Annotated in this window: 17 protein-coding genes; 3 read left to right on the forward strand and 14 right to left on the reverse strand. The window is 71.5% G+C overall.

Annotated elements, in window-relative coordinates:
• Positions 1–30 precede the first annotated feature (30 nt).
• The 6 genes from E7Z54_RS15580 to E7Z54_RS15605 all read right to left on the reverse strand — a co-directional run bounded on the left by E7Z54_RS15580 (position 31) and on the right by E7Z54_RS15605 (position 6,846).
• Positions 31–543: a hypothetical protein gene (locus E7Z54_RS15580; protein ID WP_136435193.1), complete on the reverse strand. Its 513-nt coding sequence runs from the start codon at positions 541–543 to the stop codon at positions 31–33.
• Positions 540–2,378 (reverse strand): alpha/beta hydrolase, encoded by a 1,839-nt coding sequence (locus tag E7Z54_RS15585; RefSeq protein ID WP_136435195.1) that lies wholly within the window; start codon positions 2,376–2,378, stop codon positions 540–542. Before E7Z54_RS15585 ends, E7Z54_RS15580 begins: the two co-directional genes overlap by 4 nt.
• 3 nt (positions 2,379–2,381) lie before the next feature.
• Positions 2,382–2,708: a hypothetical protein gene (locus E7Z54_RS15590; RefSeq protein WP_136435197.1), complete on the reverse strand. Its 327-nt coding sequence runs from the start codon at positions 2,706–2,708 to the stop codon at positions 2,382–2,384.
• Entirely contained in the window at positions 2,699–3,271 is a 573-nt protein-coding gene (locus E7Z54_RS15595) for a hypothetical protein (RefSeq protein ID WP_136435199.1), read from the reverse strand. The genes E7Z54_RS15590 and E7Z54_RS15595 overlap by 10 nt, the downstream gene beginning before the upstream one ends.
• A gap of 61 nt (positions 3,272–3,332) precedes the next feature.
• Complete coding sequence (locus E7Z54_RS15600) at positions 3,333–5,348, reverse strand: vWA domain-containing protein (RefSeq protein WP_136435201.1); 2,016 nt, start codon at positions 5,346–5,348, stop codon at positions 3,333–3,335.
• Complete coding sequence (locus E7Z54_RS15605; protein WP_136435203.1) at positions 5,341–6,846, reverse strand: AAA family ATPase; 1,506 nt, start codon at positions 6,844–6,846, stop codon at positions 5,341–5,343. Before E7Z54_RS15605 ends, E7Z54_RS15600 begins: the two co-directional genes overlap by 8 nt.
• 52 nt (positions 6,847–6,898) lie before the next feature.
• On the opposite strand from E7Z54_RS15605, the gene E7Z54_RS15610 reads away from it, so the two are divergent.
• On the forward strand, positions 6,899–7,723 hold the full coding sequence (locus E7Z54_RS15610) for an adenylate/guanylate cyclase domain-containing protein (protein ID WP_136435205.1): 825 nt from the start codon (positions 6,899–6,901) through the stop codon (positions 7,721–7,723).
• A 3-nt stretch (positions 7,724–7,726) separates the two neighbouring features.
• Here the strand turns inward: E7Z54_RS15610 and E7Z54_RS23805 are convergent, their stop codons facing one another.
• From E7Z54_RS23805 to E7Z54_RS15650, 8 genes are all read right to left on the reverse strand, one after another.
• Entirely contained in the window at positions 7,727–8,536 is an 810-nt protein-coding gene (locus E7Z54_RS23805) for an enoyl-CoA hydratase (protein WP_136435207.1), read from the reverse strand.
• Between the two features lie 6 nt (positions 8,537–8,542).
• Positions 8,543–9,733: a lipid-transfer protein gene (locus E7Z54_RS23810; protein ID WP_136435209.1), complete on the reverse strand. Its 1,191-nt coding sequence runs from the start codon at positions 9,731–9,733 to the stop codon at positions 8,543–8,545.
• The gene (locus E7Z54_RS15625) at positions 9,730–10,173 is read right to left on the reverse strand and encodes a Zn-ribbon domain-containing OB-fold protein (RefSeq protein ID WP_136435210.1); all 444 of its coding nucleotides are present in this window, start codon (positions 10,171–10,173) and stop codon (positions 9,730–9,732) included. The genes E7Z54_RS23810 and E7Z54_RS15625 overlap by 4 nt, the downstream gene beginning before the upstream one ends.
• 98 nt (positions 10,174–10,271) lie before the next feature.
• Positions 10,272–10,841: a 2'-5' RNA ligase family protein gene (locus E7Z54_RS15630; protein WP_136435212.1), complete on the reverse strand. Its 570-nt coding sequence runs from the start codon at positions 10,839–10,841 to the stop codon at positions 10,272–10,274.
• Between the two features lie 75 nt (positions 10,842–10,916).
• Positions 10,917–12,710, reverse strand: a complete 1,794-nt coding sequence (locus E7Z54_RS15635; protein ID WP_240769721.1) for a VanW family protein — start codon at positions 12,708–12,710, stop codon at positions 10,917–10,919.
• 16 nt (positions 12,711–12,726) lie between these two features.
• The gene (locus tag E7Z54_RS15640; RefSeq protein WP_136435216.1) at positions 12,727–13,092 is read right to left on the reverse strand and encodes a DUF6113 family protein; all 366 of its coding nucleotides are present in this window, start codon (positions 13,090–13,092) and stop codon (positions 12,727–12,729) included.
• 1 nt (position 13,093) lies between these two features.
• The gene (mshB, locus tag E7Z54_RS15645) at positions 13,094–14,017 is read right to left on the reverse strand and encodes an N-acetyl-1-D-myo-inositol-2-amino-2-deoxy-alpha-D-glucopyranoside deacetylase (RefSeq protein WP_136435218.1); all 924 of its coding nucleotides are present in this window, start codon (positions 14,015–14,017) and stop codon (positions 13,094–13,096) included.
• A gap of 70 nt (positions 14,018–14,087) precedes the next feature.
• Positions 14,088–14,378: a hypothetical protein gene (locus E7Z54_RS15650; RefSeq protein WP_136435220.1), complete on the reverse strand. Its 291-nt coding sequence runs from the start codon at positions 14,376–14,378 to the stop codon at positions 14,088–14,090.
• Positions 14,379–14,419: 41 nt separating this feature from the next.
• Between E7Z54_RS15650 and E7Z54_RS15655 the strand changes: the two genes are divergently transcribed.
• Together E7Z54_RS15655 and E7Z54_RS15660 are read left to right on the forward strand one after the other, a co-directional pair.
• Positions 14,420–15,505 carry a hypothetical protein gene (locus E7Z54_RS15655; protein WP_136435222.1) on the forward strand — a complete coding sequence of 362 codons (1,086 nt, stop codon included), beginning with the start codon at positions 14,420–14,422 and terminating at the stop codon, positions 15,503–15,505.
• A complete protein-coding gene (locus E7Z54_RS15660) occupies positions 15,502–15,975 on the forward strand; it encodes a nucleoside deaminase (RefSeq protein WP_136435224.1) in 474 nt (157 codons plus the stop codon). The genes E7Z54_RS15655 and E7Z54_RS15660 overlap by 4 nt, the downstream gene beginning before the upstream one ends.
• Positions 15,976–15,992 lie beyond the last annotated feature (17 nt).

A 15,992-nucleotide genomic window follows, 5' to 3' on the forward strand; every position in this document is an offset into this window, starting at 1 on the left:
CGGAGTGACCCTAGGGCGCGGTCGGCGCCGTCAGGGAGCCGGGATGTCCTTCTGGTCCCGCTCGGTGTACTCCTGCGTGAGGTCGTCCGACGCCTCGACGCATGCGGACTCCAGCCACAGGTCGGTGGCGAACTGCCCCGTCGTCAGCGACAGGGTCACACCGTCGCGCTCGGCCTCCAGGCGCCCGGGGATGGAGTCGTCGCCCAGCGTCCAGCCGGCCGACTCGAGCTGGGCGGCCACCCGCGACGCGGCCTCCTCGGGCGGCACGCCGGCGTCCTGCCGGAGCTGCACCTTGGCGACGTAGCGGGCGTCACCGGCCAGGCCCATCGTGCAGCTCTCGAAGCCGGCCGTGCCGGTGCCGAACGCCGCACGCAGCTCCTGCAGCGCGACCGGGAGCACCTCCTCGGTGCGAGCGTCGACGGCCTGCTCGGCATCGTCGAGGGCAGCGCGGGCGTCCTCGGGCTCTCCCCCGGAGTCGCAGCCGCCGAGGAGGACGGCGAACGCCGCGAGCGCCCCCCAGCTGATGCCCCACAACGTCCTCACGGGATGAACCTTCCTGGGCCGAAGCCCCTCACCAGGCTGTCGGGGATCCCCGTCAGCGCCTCACCGATCCCCTCGGCCGCGTCCTTGCCACGATCCCACAACCAGTCACCACCACTGGCCACGGACGTGCCGAGGAGGAGCTCGTCGAGGGTCTGGTAGTGCCCAGCGGTCCAGGCGTCGCGCGGGTCGTCCCGGGTGACGCCGCCGTCGTTGTCGGCGACGATGTGCCCGAGGTTCTCGAGCGACTCGCCGTCGAAGTACGACGTGTGGTTCGTGAACAGGTCCTCGACTCGGTAAAACCCGTTGCCGGTCTCGAAGCGGGTGCCGCCGAAGGTCTCCTGCGCAGGATCGTGTCCGAGGGCGCCGATGCCGCCGCGGTCGCCGAGACCGAGCAGGGTGACCGGGTCGTAGTCCTTGGAGCCCACCCAGACGTCCGCGTCGGTCAGGGCGTCGGCCGTGCGGACCGGCTGACCGGGGCTGCCGATCAGGACCGCGTCGTCGACCGGCGCGCCGTCCTGGAGGGCGTGGCCGACCGTGGTCGAGCCGTAGCTGTGACCGATCGCGGTCAGGTGCGCCGGCTCGCCGCTGTCGGATGCCCGGAGACCGTCGATGAAGTCTCCGAAGCGCTCGCCGCCGCGGTCGGCCGCACCCGAGGCGATGACCTCCGCGAAGTCGAGGACCTCCTCGGACGAGCTGAAGTCACCGCTCGGTGCGTCGTAGTCGAGCCAGAAGATGGTGGCGACGGAGCCGTTCTTGTTGCCGGCCGCCTCCTGATAGAGCTGGTCGATGCTCGCCAGGTTGCCCGGAAGGCTGGACGTCTCACTGGTGAGGCCGGGGACGAACGCCGCCACGTGGTCGGCCCGGTCCGGATCACCGAAGCTGATGGCGACACCTCCGTCCTCGGTGTGGATGCCGGGCTTGTAGACGATCAGGTTGGTGAGGTGGTCGCCGGTGGCCGGGTCCACGCGCTCTTTGTAGTCGTCCAGGTTCTCCCGGATGGTCCTCGCGTTCTCGAGGATCTCTCGCTGGGTCTCGGTGAGCTGGCCGTCCGTCTCCCGCTCGGTCAGGTGGTCGATGTCGCTGTAGAGGCCGGCGCGGTTGGCCTCGTCACGGTCGCGCACGGGGATGCCGTCCGCGTTGCCGATCAGCTCCGGGTACTCGGTCACCAGAGCCTGCCGCTGCGCTCGGGTCAGGGACTGCCACCAGGCATTGAGCAGTTCGGGGCTCTCCCTGCGCTGCTCGAAGCCCTCGGTGAGGTGGTCCACGTCGGGCAGCGTCGGATCCTCGGCAGCGGTCTTCCCCTCGGCCACCGAGTCCACCCCCTGCAGGGCAGCGATGTAGTCGGTCTCGGCGCTGGTGTAGTCGGTGACCCACGCGGTGATGTCGGCGCCCACCTCGTCGGCTCGCCTGCGCAGCCGCTCCGCCCGACGCTCCCATGTCGCGACCGTGGCCTCGTCGACCCCGTCGCCGGCGCCGTTGATCTCGCCCTCCAGCGTGTCGACGTCGGTGTTGAGACCGGACCGTCGCGCTTCGAGGGCCGACCGGCGCGCCTTCAGCCTGCGGAGCCGGTCCTCGAAGCGGTCGGTGGCCGTGACCGCCCGGAACAGGGCGGCCTCGGGTCCCTCGAGTCTCCGTCCGAAGCGGGTGAGCGCGTGGTCGGAGGCCTCCTTCGTGTCGCCTGCCCACTGCCCGGCGCCGAGGAACCCCGCCCAGCCCTGAACGTCCTTGACGCTGGTCGTGACCGCTCGGAGGTTGGTCGCGAGCGTCATCGCCCGCTCAGGCGTCGACTCCATCTCCTGGAACTCCGCGATGGTCCCGGGCAGCACGATCGCCATCGGTCAGCTCTCCCGGATCTTCGCGTCGTGGTAGCCCCAGGACAGCAGGCTGCGGAGCCGCTCGGCCTCGCCGCGGTCGGTGATCGCGAAGTCGTCGCCTGCCAGGACGAATGCGTCGCTGTTGCCCTGTGCGACGCCGGCGATCCTCTTGATCTCCTCGACCCACGCGTCTTGGAACTGCTCCACCGCACTGACCACCTCGCGAGCGAAGCCGTCCGTGGATGCCTTGGCCAGGCGCCGCCAGGCGCCGTCGAGCTTGTCGGCGGCGGCATCCCACTCGCCCTTGAAGTGCTGCAGGACGTGGGCGGGCACATCGAGGGTCACGCCCACGACTCCACCTCCCCGCGGACATCGGCGCGTACGACGACACGATCCGCCTCGGCGACCGGCATCACCCCGGTGGCGAGGGTGAGCACGGTCGCACCGGCGCCGGCCTCCGCCTGGAGGTCGAGCAGCCCGTTGGTCGCGCGCAGCAGCGGCCGGTCGTCGCGCGTCGTCGGCCGCATCCGCCATCCGTCGGCGCCGATCCGGAACGCGATGTCCCGGAGCAGCCCGGCGCCGGCGTGGGAGCCGAGTCCTTGGAGAGCCTTCTCGACGAGAAGTGCGTGGCCGCCCGCACCGATTCCCCACCGCACCGCCGGGGCCTGGACCGAGCCGCGATCGGCAACCACGGACACGATCGAGCGCCAGGCCTGCGTGAGCTCGTCGGCCACGGACCTGACCGTCTCGATGGCGACGGTGGGTTGCCCGAGCGCGTCCTCGGCGTCACCCGCCGGCTCCAGCAGCACGATGTCGACGTCGGGGTGACGGCGACGCACCTGCGCCCAGAAGCGGTCGCGCTCCACGACCGCCTGATCGACCTTCCGGTAGGGCCCGAGCTCCTCATCAGTCATACGGCGACGACTGCCCGGCATCCGGGCCCGGCAAACGTCGCCCGGTCGCTGTCCACAGGGGTCAGCCGACCCAGAACCCCCGGGATCCGAAGAAGTCTCCGTAGGAGCCGGGCCCGCTGGTGTCACGGCCACCGCCGCGGCGCGAGCCGAGGTAGGAGCCGACGACTGCCGCACCGAGGTCACCGGTCTCCGGCGCGATCACGCAGCCTTCGACGCGCCGCGCCATCGAGTCGACGAAGCGCGCCAGGCCCGGGTCCTCGCCCAGCCGGAAGAAGGTGGTCTGCGCTCCCAGCCTGCGTGCGTTGTCCAGCTCCCGGACCGCGAGCGCGATCGTCATCGGGTGCGGCGGGTAGGAGAAGAACACCTCGCCGTCGGGACCGAGGTGGGAGGTCGGCTCTCCGTCGGTGACGATCAACAGGACCGGCTGAGCGTTCGGGTGCTTGCGGAAGTGGCTGTTGGCGAGGAGCAGCGCATGATGGAGGTTCGTGCCCTTGGCCCAGCGCGCGTCCAGCGCGGTGAGGTGCTCGATCCTCATCGTCTCCGCGTGCCGCCCGAAGCCGATCAGCTCCAGGTCGTCACCGCGGAACCGGGTGCCGATCAGCGTGTGCAGGGCCAGCGCCGTCTGCTTCATCGGCACCCAGCGACCGTCCATGGCCATCGAGAAGCTGGTGTCGACGCAGAGTGCGACCGCGGCCTGGGTGCGGGCCTCGGTCTCCGCGACCTCCACGTCCTCGATCGACAGGAGCGGCCCGTTCGGATCACCGGACCGTCGCAGCACGCCGTTGAGCATGGTGCGCGGGATGTCCCACGGCTCGGTGTCCCCGAACGCCCATGGTCGGGTCGCTCCGGAGAGGTCCCCGGCGGCGCCGGCCTGGCGCAGGTCACGCTGGCCCTGGCGTCCGGACATCCGCTGCGCGACGTCGCGGAGCAGGGCCTTGCCGAGCTGACGCATCGCCTTCGGGGTGAGCCGCAGCTCCCCGTCGAAGCCGCGCTCGATCGCACCCGACCGCCGCAGTGCGAGCTCCAGCTCCTGCAGCCTCCGCGCGTCCACCGCGGCCTCCTCGCCGAGCTGTCGCGCCAGCTTGTCCAGATCCACGTCGTCCAGCCGCGCCCCACCGTAGGACTGGGAGAGCTGGTCGGCGAGCGCGTCCAGGTCCGCGAGGTCCTGGAACACGCCGGTGCCGTCGCCGAGACCGAGCCCCTCGTCACCCCCGAACCGCTCGGAGCCGGCCCAGTCGGCGCCCGGCCGGAGGCTCATCAGGTTCCGGTCCAGGCGGGCCAGCTGGTCCATCAGCGCGGGTGAGCCGAATGCCTGGGCGGAGAGCTGCATCAGCTCGGCCCGCTGCTCCGGCGTCATCGAGCTGAGCATCCGCTGGGCAGCGGCGGCACGCTGCGCCATGGCGTCGATCAGCTCGTCGAGATTCTGGGGGTTCTCCGGGAAGTGCTGGCCGTGCTTCGCCATGAACTCGTCGAAGTCCTGCTGGGTGTCTTCACCCCGCGTGCGCTTCTCCAGCAGCTCGTTGAGATCGTCGAGCATCTCCTGGATCGCTCGCCGGTCCGCCTCGGTGGCGTTCTCCAGGGCCTGCTTCATGCCGGCGAACCGCTGGTCGAGCAGCTCCCGGCCGAGCAGGTCCTTGATCTGCTCGTAGGCCTCGCGTGCCTCACGGGACTGCCAGTCGTAGTCCGCCAGCTCGCTGACGGCAGCGGACGGTGAGGACGGCAGGCTGTCCATCCGCAGCTCGCGGAAGGCGCGGTCCGCGTCGTCCATCATCGGGTCGCGGACAAGCTGCTTCCGCTCCTCCAGGACGGCTTTCTCGAGCAGCTCGCGGACCTCGTCCATGGTCCCGTCGAGGTGGTGCCGCTGCAGCAGGTCGCGGCGGCGCTCGGCCACCCTGCGGGCCAGGTCGTCGAGGCCGGCGTGGTCCTGACCGCCGCGGCGCAGGAACTTTTGCATCGCGCGCTCGGGGCTGTAACCGGCCATGACGTCCTCGCCGATCGCGTCCAGCGCCTCGGCGAGGTCGACCGGCGGCGCGAGGGGATCGCCGCCGTCGTACCGGTGGTAGCGGGAGCTAGCCATAGATCGTCTCGGATCCGTCGGTGTCCTTGCCGATCTTGCGGGCGAGGAACAGGCCTTCGAGCGCCAGCTCGACAGCGGCCGCCCGCTCGCCGTCCGTCAGGTCTCGTGCCGATCGCTGCGGCTCGGATCGAGAAGCTCTCGCAGCAAGCGTCTCGAGATCGACCTCGTCGACCGACGGGGCGCCGTAGATGCGCTCGCACACCTGGTCGTAGAGGTCGGACTCCCCCAGCACCGGCAGGCCGGCGAGCACGTCGCGGGCGCTCATCACCTCGCCGGTGGTCACCATGGCACCGTCCTCGATAGCGGCGACGAGCAGTGCGAAGTCGAGGCCACGGAACCTCTCGCGCACGGTCTCCGCGATCGCCGTGCGCAGGAGGTGGGTGAGGATCTCCGCCTCGCGGCCCTCCTCGCCGGACTCGAACTCGATCTTCCCGCCGAGCACGTCGATCGCGGTCTCGAGGTCGACGACCCGGGCCACTGCGCGGTCCTCGCCACGGACGGCCGCCCGCCGCAGCGCGGCGGCCGCGATCGTCTCCGCGCCGGCGATCGCGAACCGCGCGGACACCCCGGAGCGCTGGTCGACGGCACTCGAGTCGCGCAGGTTGCGGGTGAACCGGGCGAGGATCTCGACGAGGAAGTCGGGGACGTCGACCCGGTCCTCGAGCAGGTGGGCCTCCTGGCGGACCACGGCGATCTCCGCGTCCAGCTCGCGCGGGTAGTGGGTGCGGATCTCGGCGCCGAAGCGGTCCTTGAGAGGAGTGATGATCCGACCCCGGTTGGTGTAGTCCTCGGGGTTGGCCGACGCGACCACCAGTACGTCGAGGGGCAGCCGCAGGACGTAGCCGCGGATCTGGATGTCGCGCTCCTCCATCACGTTGAGCATCGCGACCTGGATCCGCTCTGCGAGGTCCGGCAGCTCGTTGACGGCGACGATCCCGCGGTGGGAGCGCGGGATCAGGCCGAAGTGGATCGTCTCGGGGTCGCCGAGGGAGCGGCCCTCGGCGACCTTCATCGGGTCGACGTCGCCGATCAGGTCGGCGACCGAGGTGTCCGGGGTCGCCAGCTTCTCCGCGTAGCGCTCGCTGCGGTGTCGCCAGGAGATGCGCAGGTCGTCGCCGTAGGAAGCGGCTGCGGCCTTCGATGCGTGGGTGATCGGCGCATAGGGGTGCTCGCCCAGCTCGGATCCCGAGATCACCGGGCTCCACTCGTCGAGCAGCCCGACAAGCGTGCGCAGCAGGCGAGTCTTGCCCTGTCCGCGCTCGCCGAGCAGCACGACGTCGTGACCGGCGATGATGGCCCGCTCGAGCTGCGGGATGACGGTGTCCGCGAAGCCGTGCAGTCCGGGCCAGGGGTCCTCACCGGCAGCCAGGCGCGCCAGCAGGTTGTCGCGGAGCTCGGCGCGCAGCGTCCTCTGCTCGTGGCCGGCGGCCCGGAGCTCGCCGACGGTCGCGATCGAGGGCGCGGGGCCAGGTGTCTGGGAGGAGGCGACAGTGGTCACTGTCTCACGCTACTTCCGGTCCGCAACCCCGTGCGGGCCCTACGCTCGACCTGTGGTGATTGCTCTGGGCGTGCTCTGCATCGGGATGTTCGCCGTGGCGATCTGGCTGAGGCAGCAGAACCGGGGGCTGGAGAAGCAGCTGGTCGCAGCCGGCGAGCGGATCCATGAGCTGGAGTCCGACCTGGACGCGGCGCTGCGGCCGCCGCCGCCCAGCAGCTCGGCCGAGCGGGCCGTGCGTCGGGTGCTCCGGACCGCGTCGAAGGTCCGGGAGCACGGCATCACCGGCCTGATCCAGAGCACCCTCGAGGACGTCCAGACCTGGGCCAGCGCCGACGAGCGCGCCGACATCCTCAACATGGCGGCCTCCGACGGCACGGTCACCCTGTTCTTCTCCGACATCGAGAGCTCCACGCAGCTCAACGAGCAGCTCGGCGACGCGACCTGGGTGAAGGTCCTGGCTGCCCACGACCGGGTGCTGCGCGGCCGGATCGCGCAGTACCGCGGCCAGGTGGTGAAGACCGCCGGTGACGGCTTCATGGTCGCCTTCCGCGACACGGAGGCGGCCTGCCGGGCCGCGCTGGACATCCAGCGTGACCTGCCGAGGGATCCGGCGCTACGGCGGCACGGCCGGATCCAGGTGCGGATCGGTATCCACACCGGTCAGGTGGTGGCGCGCGACGGTGACTACTTCGGGCGGAACGTCGCCATGGCCGCCCGGGTCGCCGACCTGGCGCACGGCGGCGAGGTACTCGGCAGCGACGCCGTCCGCGAGGCGCTCGACGAGGACGCCGCGGTGGAGCTGGCCGAGATGTCCTCGGTCGAGCTCAGGGGGCTCGGCGGCGAGCACGTCGTCTGGCAGATCCTCCCGCCGGCCTGACGCTCAGGCGTCCCGGCCGTCGCGGAACACCGGCGGCCGTCCCTGCCTGCGGGCCAGGCTGGCCTCCTCGAAGTTGTCGGTGAGCAGTCGCAGGTAGAGCTGCCCGATCCCCTCGCTCGGCAGGTGTGCCTCCACGGAGGATGCCGCGATCCCTGCCTGGAGGGACTTCTTGGTCAGCTCGACGCCCGGCTGCGAGAAGCTCGCGATCCGCCGCCCGACCTCGACCGCGGCCGTGAGGACGTCGTCGTGGACGGCCGAGACCAGCCCGGCGCGCTCGGCCTCCTCGGCCGACATGTCCCGCCCCGTCAGCATCAGCTCCGCCGCGCGGGTGGAGCCGATCGCCCGCGGCAGGAGGTACGACAGCCCGAGCTCACTGGCCGTCAGGCCGTTGTTGATGCCCGCGGCCCGGAAGTACGCCGACGGCGCGGCGTAACGCAGGTCGCACGCCAGTGCCAGGCAGAGCCCCCCGCCGATCGCCGCGCCGTTGATCGCCGCGATGACCGGTTGATGCAGCCGGCGCAGCGTGAGCACCACGTCCTCCAACGCCTCCATCGCGCGCAGCGCGTACGTCGGGCGCGTCACCCCGGCCACGCCCGGGGGCACCCCGGCGGACTCCTGGTCGGCGCCGGAGCAGAAGCCGTGGCCGTTCCCGGTCAGGACCACCGCGCGGACGCCGTTGTCCTGGCCGATCTCACGCAGCACGTCGTGCAGGGGCACCATCACGTCGTAGGCCATGGCGTTCATCCGCTCCGGGCGGTTGAGCGTGACGACTGCGACCTCGGGAACCGGCCGGTCCTGCAGGACGAAGCTCATCGGCGCTCAGACCGCCAGCAGCACCGAGGAGCCGTGCCCGAAGAGGCCCTGGTTGGCGGTGAGGCCGACCTTCGCGCCCTCGACCTGCCTGCCCTCCGCGTCGCCGCGGAGCTGCCAGGCGAGCTCGCAGACCTGCGCGATCGCCTGGGCCGGGACCGCCTCGCCGAAGCAGGCCAGCCCCCCGGAGGGGTTGACCGGGATCCGCCCGCCGATCGTGGTCTCGCCGGACCGGAGCAGCACCTCGGCCTCGCCGCGCTTGCAGAGCTGGAGGTCCTCGATCCAGTCCAGCTCGAGCGCTGTCGAGAGGTCGTAGACCTCGGCCACGTCGACGTCCTCGGGCCCGATGCCGGCCTCCTCGTAGGCGGCCTGGCCGATCGCCTCCTTGAACGTCAGCTCGGGCGCGCCCGCGACGGCGGTCGAGTCGGTCGAGAGCAGCGGCATGTCGATCGTGGTGTTCGGGAAGGTCGGGGTCACCGTGGAGACGGCCTCGACCCGGACCGGGTTGGCGATGCCGTGCCGCCTCGCGTACTCGACGCTGGTGAGCACGACTGCGGCAGCGCCGTCGGAGGTGGCGCAGATGTCGAGCAGGTGGAGCGGGTCGCACACGACCGGCGAGGCGAGCACGTCGGCCACCGTGGTCTCCTTGCGGAACCGGGCGTAGGGGTTCCTCAGGCCGTGCCTGGCGTTCTTCACCTTCACCAACGCGTTGTCCTCGGCCGTCGCGCCGTAGAGATCCATCCGGCGCCGTGCGTAGAGCGCGAAGTACGCCGGGTTCGTCATGCCCAGCAGCCGGAACCGCAGCCAGTCGGGGTCGTCCCAGCGCTCGCCGGCGTTGGGCGCGAGGAAGCCCTTGGGCGTGGTGTCGGCGCCGACGACGAGCGCCACCTCGCACATCCCGGCGAGGATCCGGGCGCGGGCCGTGTCGATGGCCTGGGCCCCGGTGGCGCACGCGGCGTACGACGTCGCGATCCGCGCACCGTTCCAGCCCAGTGCCTGGGCGAAGGTCGACCCCGCGACGTAGCCCGCGTAGCCGTTGCGCACGGTCTCGCCGCCGACCACGAGATCGACGTCCGACCAGGGGATGCCCGAGTCCTTCAGCGCAGCGCGGGCCGCGTGCACGCCGTACTCGACGAAGCTGCGTCCCCACTTGCCCCACGGGTGCATGCCGACCCCGGCGATCGCGACTGCGTTGCTCATCGGACCGGCCTCCAGCGGTAGATCGTGCGGTCTCCCGAGTCATCGGTGTTGAGGGTCTCGACGACGAGCTCGACCTCGGCGCCGACCTTCAGGTCCGCGACGCCGTAGCCGTCGGCCACCTGACCGAGCACGACGATCCCCTCGGGGAGCTCGACCGCGGCCAGCGCGAACGGCTGGTAGGGCTCTGCCTGCGGGACGTACGGCGCCGGCGGCTGGTACTGCGCGTCGGTGTAGGACCAGACGGTGCCGCGGCGCGAGAGCTCGACGGTCTCGTGCTCCTCGCCGTCACAGGTCGGGTTCCGGCAGTAGGACGTCGCGCCCCCTGCCTCGCTGGAGACCGGCGGGAACACGATGTTGCTGCAGCCGATGCAGCGGGAGGCGAGGAGGTGCGGCTCCTCGCCGGTCGTGAACCAGCCGTCGATGACGGGCGTGGCGGTCATGCGGCCCCCTCCGTGGCACTCGGCCAGAACTAGAACGTGTTCTCACTCTAGCGGAGAGCAGGGGCAGGGTCGGACGTCCCGTCTGACGGGACCGGGCGTCACGCCCCGGCGCGGCGGTCCAGCGGATGGCCGAGCTCGACGAACCCGTACTCCTCGCAGATCGCACCGCCGGCGAACCAGCGGGTCCGGAGCAGTGAGACACCCGCGGCCTCCCACTCCATGCCGGTCCACGCGGGCGTCCCGCGCTCCAGGCCGAGAGCGGACGATCCGGAGGAGAGCCGGGCGGGCGTCGCGATCGGAAGCGCGGGACGGAACCGGCGTCGATCGACGTAGAGGTTGACCCGAGCCGCCACCTGGGCGACGACCTGGGCGATCGAGGTCAGCGGTGCGACGTCACCGATCAGCGGGACGAGCACGTCGCCGTCGTGGCCGACGTCGACCCCGGCGAACCGGACCACCGGCGCAGGCTCGTTCGCTAGTCGTGCGACGAGCGCGGCCCGCAGCCGACGCGCGTCAGCGTCGGTCACGTTGCCGAAGCCGGCCACCGGGACGTCCAGCCGGTCCGGCGGCGTGGAACGCAGCTCCGAGAGCACGTCGATTCGGTCGCTGGCCTCGCGAAGCTCGTGCAACACCGGCTCGGGCGGCACGAACGCGGCTCGCAACATCATGGTGACCACACCCCTCTCACCGGCCCCGATCGGACAGCAGGGCGCGATCCGTAGCGGAACGGCGGAACGCGTGGGCTACTCCGCCGGGTCGGGCTCCTCGCCGGCCTCGGCCGGCGGCGGGTCGGGCGACTCGCACTTCACGGTGTCGGAGGGGGTGTAGACGGTGTGGAACTTCTCGGTCTTCACGACCTCCGAGTCGCCGTGCCTGCGGAAGATCCGGGTCACGTCCACCTGGAAGCCGGACCAGCCGGAGTGAGGCTCGCAGTCGGGCGTCGTCAGGGTTCTGGTCTTCGGCGGGACGTACGCGTAGCGGCGAGAGGTCGTGGTGTCGATGTCCCAGTACTTCGTGGACCACATCTGCACGGTCACCACCCCCTGCCGGTCGAAGCTGCTCGGCTCGACCCACGCGCGGATCAGGACCCCGTACGGGGTGTCGTTCTCGAACTCCAGGTCGACCGTCGGCCACGCGACGGTCGCCTCGCGACCGACCGGGTAGCGGTCGATGTAGAAAGAGTGCGGCTTGTGCTCGATGTCCTTCAGACCCGCGAAGAACATGGCGTTGAAGGTCGTGGTCGCCAGCTGCGAGACACCACCGCCGAGGTCCTTGCGGAGGATGCCGTTGCTGATGATGTAGCCCTCGGTGAAGCCGTTCTCGGCGGTCCGCTCCCCCACGGTCTCGTTGAGCGAGAACCGCTCTCCGGGCTTGACCACGGTGCCGTCGATCAGCTCGGCGGCACGACCGATGTTCACGTTCCGGTAGTCGGCGTGCGGGTAGAACGTCTTGAACTCGGAGACCTTCTCGACGATCTTCAGGGCCCTCGCGTCCTTCGTGGTGAACGCGGCCTCCACCACCTTCGCCTTGACCGTCCCCCGGCGCGAGCCGGGCGGCGCCGTCAGCAGGCGCTCGAACACGGAGGCGACCTCGGCGGGGTCGAAGCTGACGCCGGGCTTGGCCGGGATCACCCGGGGCTTGCCGTTGACCAGGCGGACGGTCGCGTCGACCGGCTTGCCGTCGGTGGTCGCGCCGTTGACGAGGCGGGTGAGCACCGCCTCGTCGATGACGGGAACCAGCTCGCCGTTCTCCGGCTCCATCGCGAGTGCCCGGAAGTACTGCGCCGGCTTCAGGCGGATCCGGTTCTTGCCGAACACCAGGTCGACCGGGTCGGCCATGGCCGGGTTCGCGAAGCCCTCGGCCGCCTCGGCGACGTCGGAGTCGTCGATCTCGGGCTCCGCCGGCGCCACCGTCAGCTCGACCTCGGCGTCCTCGCCGAGGTAGGCGCCGATGATGGCGTCGCGGGCCGCGTCGCGGTCGATCTCCTCGCCGCGGACAGCCTCGGCGGTCTCGACCCCGTCGGACGTGAACGTCACCCGGCCGTCCTGGGGCGGCGTCCCGAGGCCCTCGGACAGCTCGTCGAGCTTCGCGTCCAGACGCTGCTCGTCGATCACCACGACGGCGTCGACGTCCCCGCCGCTGGTGAAGTAGTCCCACTGCCGCCCGGGGCTCCAGCTCTCGCCGGCACCGGCCTCGTCGACGGACGCCGCGTAGTCGACGGAGAGGCCGATCTCCTCAGGTCGGACCGTGGCGGTGCGGGGTGTCGACCCGGACGCCTCGACCGACACCTCGATCGGCGCGTCGGCGCGGTCCTCGAAGGCCGCTTCGAGGGTGCTCATCGCCTTCGCTCGGGTCAGGCCGCCGACGTCGACGCCGGAGATGGACGTACCGCGGGGCACCTTGTCCCCGGCCACGGCATACGCCGCGGCGTAGCCGCCGCTCACGAGGAGCACGAGCGCGGCGACGACAGCGATCACGACCCTGCCGCCGGGGCGCTCGCGCTTCGCGTCTGCGCCGTCGGCGCCGGACTCCCACATCGTCACGCCGGCCATCCTAGGTAGCCGGTCCGGCGCCCCCGGAATCCTCAGCCGCGCCACGCCGGGGCATCAGCCCCGTGAAGCCGGCCCCGAACACGGCGATCCCAGCCCCCAGCAGCAGGTACCCGGACGGGTCCCCGGACACGAGGTAGTCCCCCTCCGGCCGCTCCGGTGTGACCAGCAGCAGCGCCACGGCCCAGCCGGTCGCGAAGGGCAGACGCGTCCCCCAGCCGGCCGGGAGCGCGACCAGCGTCGCGGCCGTCGCGGCGATGCCGAGACCCAGCCCCCACCAGTAGTCGTGGAGCAGCACGGTGCACAGCGACATGGCGGACCCGAGCACGAGGCACGGCACCACGAGCGCCGCACGGAGCGCCGCACGCACGTCAGTTCGCGGGGATCCCGGAGAAGAGGTCGGTCTCCCAACCATCCTCCCCGAGCTCGCCGGGCACGCCCTTCACCAGCCGGTACTGCTCGCGTCCCAACGCCTCGGCGCCCTTGTTGTTGGACAGCGCGAAGAACGGGCCGTCGGTGGTGATCTGGGTGGCGTGCGCGCGCAGCGCGTCGAGCTTGCGGTCGACGTACTCGCTCGCGTCGATCTCGCAGCTGATGTCACCGTCGGGACTGAACAGGGGCGGCAGCTGACCGTCCGGCTCCATCCCCTCGAACGACGTGGTGTCGCCCGCGTCGCGCAGCCGGCGGAGGCTCTCGCGCATCCGGCTCTCCGAGATCGTGCCCCAGTAGATCTTCGCGATGTCCCACGCCGGGCCAAGGTCACGGCGGTACGACGGCGCGGCGGCGAGCTGAGCGCCGTACATCGCCACGCGGTGGGCCTGGATGTGGTCGGGATGGCCGTACCCGCCGAACTCGTCGTAGGTCACCAGCACCTGCGGCCGGACCTCGCGGATCACCGCGACCAGGTGGCTCGCGGCCTCGGTGAGGTCGGCGTTCCAGAAGGCGTTCTCATGCACCTCGTCGGCAGCGACGGCGTGGCCGTCCTCGTGCCACTTCATGCCCGAGTCCCGGTAGGTGCCGAAGCCGCCGAGGAAGCGGTGGTCGGAGACGCCGAGCGCCTTCATGGCGTTGGCGAGCTCTCCCTGGCGGTGCTCACCTAGACGGTCCTCGCGATCGGCCGCCAGGTGCTCGAGCTCGGGGACCAGGATCTCGCCCATCTCCCCCGCCGTGCAGGTGACCAGCGTGACGCCGCGCCCCTCGGCGGCGTACTTCGCCATCGTCGCGCCCTGGCCGATCGACTCGTCGTCGGGATGGGCGTGCACCAACAGCAGCCGGTGCGGCGGCGTCGCAGTCATGTCCTGCAGCGTAGTGAGGTGCCCGGCTGCCAGTCCGCCCGGCTGCCAGTCCGCCCGGCTGCCGGAGTGGTCAGGGCTCGCGCTTGAGCCGCCGCGGCTGTTCCGGCAGCGGCAGCGGCGTGCCGGCCGCGGGAAGCGCGCCGTCGGTCGACGGCTCCTCGAAGTCCAGCCATCCGTCGTACATGTCGACGAGCATGTCCAGCTGTATCTCGGGCGCGTCGGTGAGCACCGCCCAGGGGTGGTCCTCGTCGTCGTCCTCGCCCGCGAGCCTCTCCCGCACCACCTCCGCGGTATAGCCGCCGCGGACCAGGGCGAGCGCAGCTGCGCGCGCGTCGTCCTCGTCGAAGAAGATGCCCCTCACGGCCCCATCATCGCGCATCCTGCTCGGCTACCGTTGCGGCCGTGCAGGCCGACGACGTCCCCGGACCGGCGCGCCGGCACGCGCCCGGGCTGCACCTGAGGCGCACTCAGGAGAACGTCGCCGAGATCGACGCGCTGGCAGCGGAGCTGGCGGCTGACGGAGGAGGCCGCGTCGGCATCCATGCGGTGCTGCAGGACCTGCATCGGAAGGTCCGCCGGAGCTGGGCTCCTCACCCGCGGCTGCTCGGCCTGAAGGTGGACCGTGCGTACACCTGGGACCGGGCCGACAACGGTGACCGGAACTGGTGGCCGCAGGGCATCTCCTCGTCGGTCGCCACCGGCGTCGACCGAGTCCACGGGCACGACGTGCTCGCCGTGTCGTGGTACGCCAAGGACGGCGCCGGGTCGCGAATATCGGTCGTCGACCTCGAGCGGCGTCGCTACGGCCACGTGCTGCTGGTGACGCCGATGCTGGAGGACGGCAGGCCGGGCTTCATGCCCTTGAAGGTCCATGCGGGCGGCATCCTGTGGCACGGGGCGCACCTCCACGTCGCCGGCACCGGACGCGGGTTCTTCACCGTTCGGCTCGAGGACGCGATGCGGGTGCCGCCGGGCTCGCCGTACGAGACGTACGGCCACCGTTACGTCCTGCCGGTCCGCTTCGCCCACCGTGGGGCGAGCGAGGAGGGCATCGAGCGACTGCGGTTCTCGTTCCTCAGCCTCGATCGCAGCACCGAGCCGCCGACCATGGTGGTGGGCGAGTACGGCCGCACGGGGCGGACCCGCCGGCTGGCCCGCTTCCCGACGGATCCGGAGACGGGGATGCCGCGGGCGGACGCGGAGGGGCTGGTCGTCCCGGATCTCGACGAGCGTGGTGAGGAGCGCATGCAGGGCGCGGCGGTGGTCGACGGTGTCTACTACGTGACGTCGTCCAACGGCCCGGTCGCGCCGGGCACGGTCCATACTGGACGGCTGGGCGAGTTTCGTCGCCACCGCTTCGCCACGCCGATCGGACCGGAGGACCTCGTGTACTGGCCCCAGAACGACGCGCTCTGGTCGGTGACGGAGCATCCGCACCGACGCTGGATCTACGCGATGGGCCGCAAGGGCTTCAGGAGGACTCGATGACGGGCGACGACGCGCGCTGGCTCGACGAGGCGGTGCGGCTGGCCACGGCCAACGTCGCGGAGGGTGGTGGACCCTTCGGCGCGGTGGTGGTGCGCGACGGGGCCACGGTCGGCACCGGGCAGAACCTCGTGACCCGGGACCTGGACCCCACCGCCCACGCCGAGGTGGTCGCGATCCGCGAGGCCTGCCGCACGATCGGCGACTTCAGCCTGGCGGGTTGCGTGCTCTACGCCTCGTGCGAGCCGTGCCCGCTGTGCCTGTCCGCGTCGCTGTGGGCACGGCTGGACCGGGTGGTCTACGCCGCCGACCGCGACGACGCCGCTCGCGGCGGCTTCGACGACAGCTTCTTCTACCAGCTGCTCTCCAGGCCGCGGGAGACGTGGCCGATGGCCGTGGTCAACGAGCGGGTCGAGACAGCCTCGGAGCCGTTCGACACGTGGCTCGCCACCGAGGACCGCACCCGCTACTGAGCCTGCGGCCCGCCAGC

Source organism: Nocardioides sp. (assembly GCF_004803405.1).
In the GTDB taxonomy this organism is placed as follows: domain Bacteria; phylum Actinomycetota; class Actinomycetes; order Propionibacteriales; family Nocardioidaceae; genus Nocardioides; species Nocardioides vastitatis.

What these genes read in the sequence shown, in the direction of transcription:
- E7Z54_RS15585 (WP_136435195.1), bottom strand. Translation starts at nt 2,378, where the DNA reads ATGGCGATCGTGCTGCCCGGGACCATCGCGGAGTTCCAGGAGATGGAG.
- E7Z54_RS15595 (WP_136435199.1), bottom strand. Translation starts at nt 3,271, where the DNA reads ATGACTGATGAGGAGCTCGGGCCCTACCGGAAGGTCGATCAGGCGGTC.
- E7Z54_RS15600 (WP_136435201.1), bottom strand. Translation starts at nt 5,348, where the DNA reads ATGGCTAGCTCCCGCTACCACCGGTACGACGGCGGCGATCCCCTCGCG.
- E7Z54_RS23805 (WP_136435207.1), bottom strand. Translation starts at nt 8,536, where the DNA reads ATGAGCTTCGTCCTGCAGGACCGGCCGGTTCCCGAGGTCGCAGTCGTC.
- E7Z54_RS23810 (WP_136435209.1), bottom strand. Translation starts at nt 9,733, where the DNA reads ATGAGCAACGCAGTCGCGATCGCCGGGGTCGGCATGCACCCGTGGGGC.
- E7Z54_RS15625 (WP_136435210.1), bottom strand. Translation starts at nt 10,173, where the DNA reads ATGACCGCCACGCCCGTCATCGACGGCTGGTTCACGACCGGCGAGGAG.
- E7Z54_RS15630 (WP_136435212.1), bottom strand. Translation starts at nt 10,841, where the DNA reads ATGATGTTGCGAGCCGCGTTCGTGCCGCCCGAGCCGGTGTTGCACGAG.
- E7Z54_RS15635 (WP_240769721.1), bottom strand. Translation starts at nt 12,710, where the DNA reads ATGTGGGAGTCCGGCGCCGACGGCGCAGACGCGAAGCGCGAGCGCCCC.
- mshB (WP_136435218.1), bottom strand. Translation starts at nt 14,017, where the DNA reads ATGACTGCGACGCCGCCGCACCGGCTGCTGTTGGTGCACGCCCATCCC.
- E7Z54_RS15660 (WP_136435224.1), top strand. Translation starts at nt 15,502, where the DNA reads ATGACGGGCGACGACGCGCGCTGGCTCGACGAGGCGGTGCGGCTGGCC.